The sequence below is a fragment of the Herbaspirillum sp. UBA812 genome (assembly GCF_002296545.1).
Taxonomy (GTDB): Bacteria; Pseudomonadota; Gammaproteobacteria; order Burkholderiales; family Burkholderiaceae_D; genus Herbaspirillum; species Herbaspirillum huttiense.
Window position 1 is genome coordinate 1 of sequence record NZ_DBIC01000249.1, and the last position, 3,734, is coordinate 3,734.

6 protein-coding genes are annotated in these 3,734 nt (G+C 62.6%); 1 reads left to right on the top strand and 5 read right to left on the bottom strand.

From position 1 onward, the window contains the following. Positions 1-412 (bottom strand): PEP/pyruvate-binding domain-containing protein (locus tag B3873_RS16335; RefSeq protein WP_286867326.1); only part of this gene is annotated, 412 nt, incomplete at its 3' end. 10 nt (positions 413-422) lie between these two features. Beyond that, entirely contained in the window at positions 423-728 is a 306-nt protein-coding gene (locus tag B3873_RS16340) for a hypothetical protein (RefSeq protein WP_084320188.1), read from the bottom strand. A gap of 49 nt (positions 729-777) precedes the next feature. Between B3873_RS16340 and ppsR the strand changes: the two genes are divergently transcribed. Further along, a complete protein-coding gene (gene ppsR / locus B3873_RS16345; RefSeq protein ID WP_039788257.1) occupies positions 778-1,632 on the top strand; it encodes a posphoenolpyruvate synthetase regulatory kinase/phosphorylase PpsR in 855 nt (284 codons plus the stop codon). Here the strand turns inward: ppsR and B3873_RS16350 are convergent. From B3873_RS16350 to rnhB, 3 genes are read right to left on the bottom strand one after another with little or no spacing between them, the layout of a single operon-like run. Further along, positions 1,613-2,107, bottom strand: a complete 495-nt coding sequence (locus B3873_RS16350; protein ID WP_286867328.1) for a DUF6314 family protein — start codon at positions 2,105-2,107, stop codon at positions 1,613-1,615. The genes ppsR and B3873_RS16350 overlap by 20 nt on opposite strands. Before the next feature lie 13 nt (positions 2,108-2,120). Next, a complete protein-coding gene (locus B3873_RS16355) occupies positions 2,121-2,912 on the bottom strand; it encodes a TrmH family RNA methyltransferase (RefSeq protein ID WP_286867329.1) in 792 nt (263 codons plus the stop codon). A gap of 11 nt (positions 2,913-2,923) precedes the next feature. Next, complete coding sequence (gene rnhB / locus B3873_RS16360) at positions 2,924-3,556, bottom strand: ribonuclease HII (protein ID WP_286867331.1); 633 nt, start codon at positions 3,554-3,556, stop codon at positions 2,924-2,926. Positions 3,557-3,734: the final 178 nt, after the last annotated feature.

Below are 3,734 nucleotides of genomic sequence, written 5' to 3' on the forward strand. Positions count from 1 at the left end.
TCAGGAAGGTTTCCTGCTGACCGGCGAAGGACGCGTCAGGCAGGTCTTCTGCGGTGGCGGAGGAACGCACGGCGAAGGACATCTCGGCGGTCGAATCGGCCACCAGCTTGTCGTAGAAGGCACGGATTTCCTGGTCCAGGCGGGGCTGGAACGGGGTCTCGATGATCCATTGACGGATCTCGGCACCGGCTTGCGCCAGCGAGCGCACGTCATCGATGTCCAGGCCTTCGAGGCGCTGGGCAATGCGGGCGGCCAGGGTCGGGCCGCCATCGGCGCTGTGCTCCAGGAAATCACGGAAAGCTTGCGCAGTCGTGGCGAAACCGCCCGGCACGCGTACACCCGCGCCGGCCAACTGGGAAATCATTTCTCCCAGCGATGCGTTTTTGCCACCGACGGACTCGACGTCCGTCATGCGAAGAGTTTCAAAGGAGGCTACGTATACCGCCCCCTGGGTGTTTACTGCGTTGGACATGACAACCCCTAGCTTGATGATAAGAAATCTTCGCGGGCGCGGCATGGGTCGGTTTATTTTTGTTATTCTGCGACGGTTGCGGCAGCAGGTGCGGCTTCGAGGACCAGCCCAGGGACAGCATCAGGCGCGCAGCCACACCGAGGACGTTTGCCATTGCAAACATCATCAGGAATTCGGGCAAATTGCGCAGCGACATGACGGTCATCAAGATGGGCTTCTCGAAATTGTTGCCAAGCATTGTACCGCGTGAAATCATTTTTGTTCGTAGCACCCAATACTTTTTCTATTTTCCAAAAGACAACTAAATGCTCGACCCCATGCCGATCCCGCACCCTTCCCCCGTCGTGGCCGCCAACCGCACCGTGTTCTTCGTCTCCGACGGTACCGGGATCACTGCGGAGACCTTCGGGCATTCGGTGCTGAGCCAGTTCGAGCTGCGTTTCAAGCAGATCCGCCTGCCCTTCATCGACACCCTGGAGAAGGCCCACGACGCCACCCGCAAGATCAATGAAGCCTATGCGGTGGATGGCAAGCTGCCCATCGTCTTCTCCACCCTGGTGAAGTCGGAACTGTCCTCGGTGATCCGGCGCGCCAAGGCCATGCACATGGACCTGTTCCAGACCTTCGTGGAGCCGCTGGAGCAGGAACTGGAGATGAAGTCCACCCATACCATCGGCCGCAGCCACAACACCACCGATTCCGAGGAATACCGCAACCGCATCGAGGCCATCAATTTCTCGCTGGCGCACGATGACGGCCAGTCCAACAAAAATCTGTCGGAAGCGGACGTGATCCTGGTGGGCGTGTCGCGCTCGGGCAAGACCCCGACCAGCCTGTACCTGGCCATGCAGTTCGGGATCAAGTGCGCCAACTATCCGCTGATCCCGGAAGACTTCGAACGCGAAAAGCTGCCCAGCGGGCTGGTGCTGCACAAGAAGAAGATCTTCGGCCTGACCATCGCCGCCGAACGCCTCTCGGAAGTGCGCAATGAACGCCGTCCCGGCAGCAAGTACGCCGCGCTGGAAAATTGTCGCTATGAAATCAACGAGGCCGAGAAGATGATGCGCCGCGAAGGGATACGCTGGATGTCGTCGACCACCAAGTCCATCGAGGAAATCGCCGCCACCATCCTGCAGGAGATCAAGCTGGAGACGCGCTGACCGACTTTCGGCGTGAAAATTCAGTGCGCACGCGGGTGCGCTTCTTCGGACCGTTGATGGTGGTTTCCATGGTGAAGGAGTCTTCACTATGGGCTATATACACGGCGGTATAGCAGTCCGGGCCGCACAGGTGATCGGCGGCCGGTATCAGTTCCTGTCCGCGTAACAGATAGTCCTGATAAGGCTGGCCGACACGTTCCCCGTCAGCAAAGAGCACGGACAGCCGGTCTGCGCTGAAGCGATAGTCAAAGACGCGGGAAAACGGAATCAACCTGCCGGGCGCGCTGGTCATGCGCAGCTGGCCCTGCTCGCGGTAGACCAGTTGGCCCGGCGTCTCGCCTCTAGTGAAACTTAGTTCACCTGACGCCGTAGCTTGGGGGTTTTCGCTGGCTTCCCAGATGGTGCGGCTGAAGATCCATTCCCCGAGGAAGTAATCGGCCATGGCGGCCAGATCGGCGGGAACGAAGGCTGGCATGATGCGCGCCCCCTCAGCGCCCGACGGTACGCTGGCGCAGTTGTTCGAACAGGCAGACCGCCGCTGCCGCCGCCACGTTGAGCGATTCCATCTCACCCAGGTGCGGGATCACCACTTCATGGGTGGCCGCATCCTGCAAGGCCGGCGACACGCCCTGCCCTTCATGCCCCAGCAGCCAGGCCACCGGACCGGAGAGGTCGCAATCGTAAATGGTCTGGGCCGCGTGCGAACTGGTGGCCAGCAAGGGGATGCGGCTGGCGGCGCACAGGGCGACCAGGTCGGCATTCTCGAAGATGTCCAGCACGAAATGCGCGCCCATGCCGGCCCGCAGCACCTTGGGTGACCAGGCGGCGGCGGTACCTGCCGAGCAGAACACTTGCTTCACACCGGCTGCGGCAGCGCTGCGCAGGATGGAGCCGAGATTGCCCGGATCCTGCAGACCATCGAGCAGCACCGCCGATTCCTTCAACGAAGCCGGGGCCACCGGTTCGGGTGTACTCACCAGCAACAGCAGGCCCACGCCGTTCTCCACGGCACTGATGGCGTCATACAGCTTGTCGGCCAGCACCAGGCATTGCGCGTGCAAGGCTTCACATTGCGCCAGGATGGGCGCTACTTCCGGGTGATACTGGGCGCTCTCGGCCGCCACGCACACCTGCGGCGCGCCGCGATGCTGCAGCCAGGCCTGCGCCAGGTGCACGCCATCCAGCAGGCTCTGACCGGCGCGGCGGCGAGCCTGGCTGCTGGTAGCCAGTTGCTTCAAGTCCTTGAAGACCGGGTTGTCCTTGGAAGTGATCAGTTTCATGCCTGTCTCGCTCACGCCATCACCACCCTCTGGCCGGACAGCAAGGCCCTGACCGGCGCATAGGAGCGCCGATGCACCGGCGAGACGCCATGCAGGCGCAGCATCTCCAGGTGCAGCGGGGTCGGATAGCCCTTGTGGCGGTCGAAACCGTAATGCGGATAGGTGTCGTGCAAGACCAGCAGCGCCGCATCGCGCGCAGTCTTGGCGAGGATGGAGGCGGCCGAGATGGCGGGCACCTTGTCGTCTCCCTTGACGATGGCTTCGGAGCGGATGCTCATGACCGGGCAGCGGTTGCCGTCAATCAGGGCCAGCGTGGGCAGCGTCGAGAGTGCCTCCACCGCGCGGCGCATGGCCAGCATGCTGGCGTGCAGGATGTTGAGTTCGTCGATCTCGTGCTCGTTGCAGGAGGCAATGGCCCAGGCCAGCGCCGATTCCTTGATCTCCAGCGCCAGGCTGTCGCGCGCGGCTTCGGAAAGCTTCTTGGAGTCGCGCAGGCCCTTGACCGGGCGCGCCGGATCGAGGATCACGGCGGCAGCGAACACCGGACCGGCCAGCGGACCACGGCCGGCCTCATCGACGCCGCAGATGATCTCGCCGGTATAGTCGTCAAACAAAGCCAGGGTCTGGGGGGCCGCCTTGGGCATAGCAATTTCCTTCATCAAACTCTCACACGGATCGCCGTAGCGATCCTTCTTTCGGTCCGTCAACGACGGCGCGCGCCAATGACTTCACAGACCGCGTTGGCGCTCTCCCGGCTGGTATCGCGCAGCAGGGACTGGTGCATGTCGGCAAAGCGCCGCACCAGGCGCTGCTGGTGCGCAT

What these genes read in the sequence shown, in the direction of transcription:
- B3873_RS16340 (WP_084320188.1), bottom strand. Translation starts at nt 728, where the DNA reads ATGATTTCACGCGGTACAATGCTTGGCAACAATTTCGAGAAGCCCATC.
- ppsR (WP_039788257.1), top strand. Translation starts at nt 778, where the DNA reads ATGCTCGACCCCATGCCGATCCCGCACCCTTCCCCCGTCGTGGCCGCC.
- B3873_RS16350 (WP_286867328.1), bottom strand. Translation starts at nt 2,107, where the DNA reads ATGCCAGCCTTCGTTCCCGCCGATCTGGCCGCCATGGCCGATTACTTC.
- B3873_RS16355 (WP_286867329.1), bottom strand. Translation starts at nt 2,912, where the DNA reads ATGAAACTGATCACTTCCAAGGACAACCCGGTCTTCAAGGACTTGAAG.
- rnhB (WP_286867331.1), bottom strand. Translation starts at nt 3,556, where the DNA reads ATGCCCAAGGCGGCCCCCCAGACCCTGGCTTTGTTTGACGACTATACC.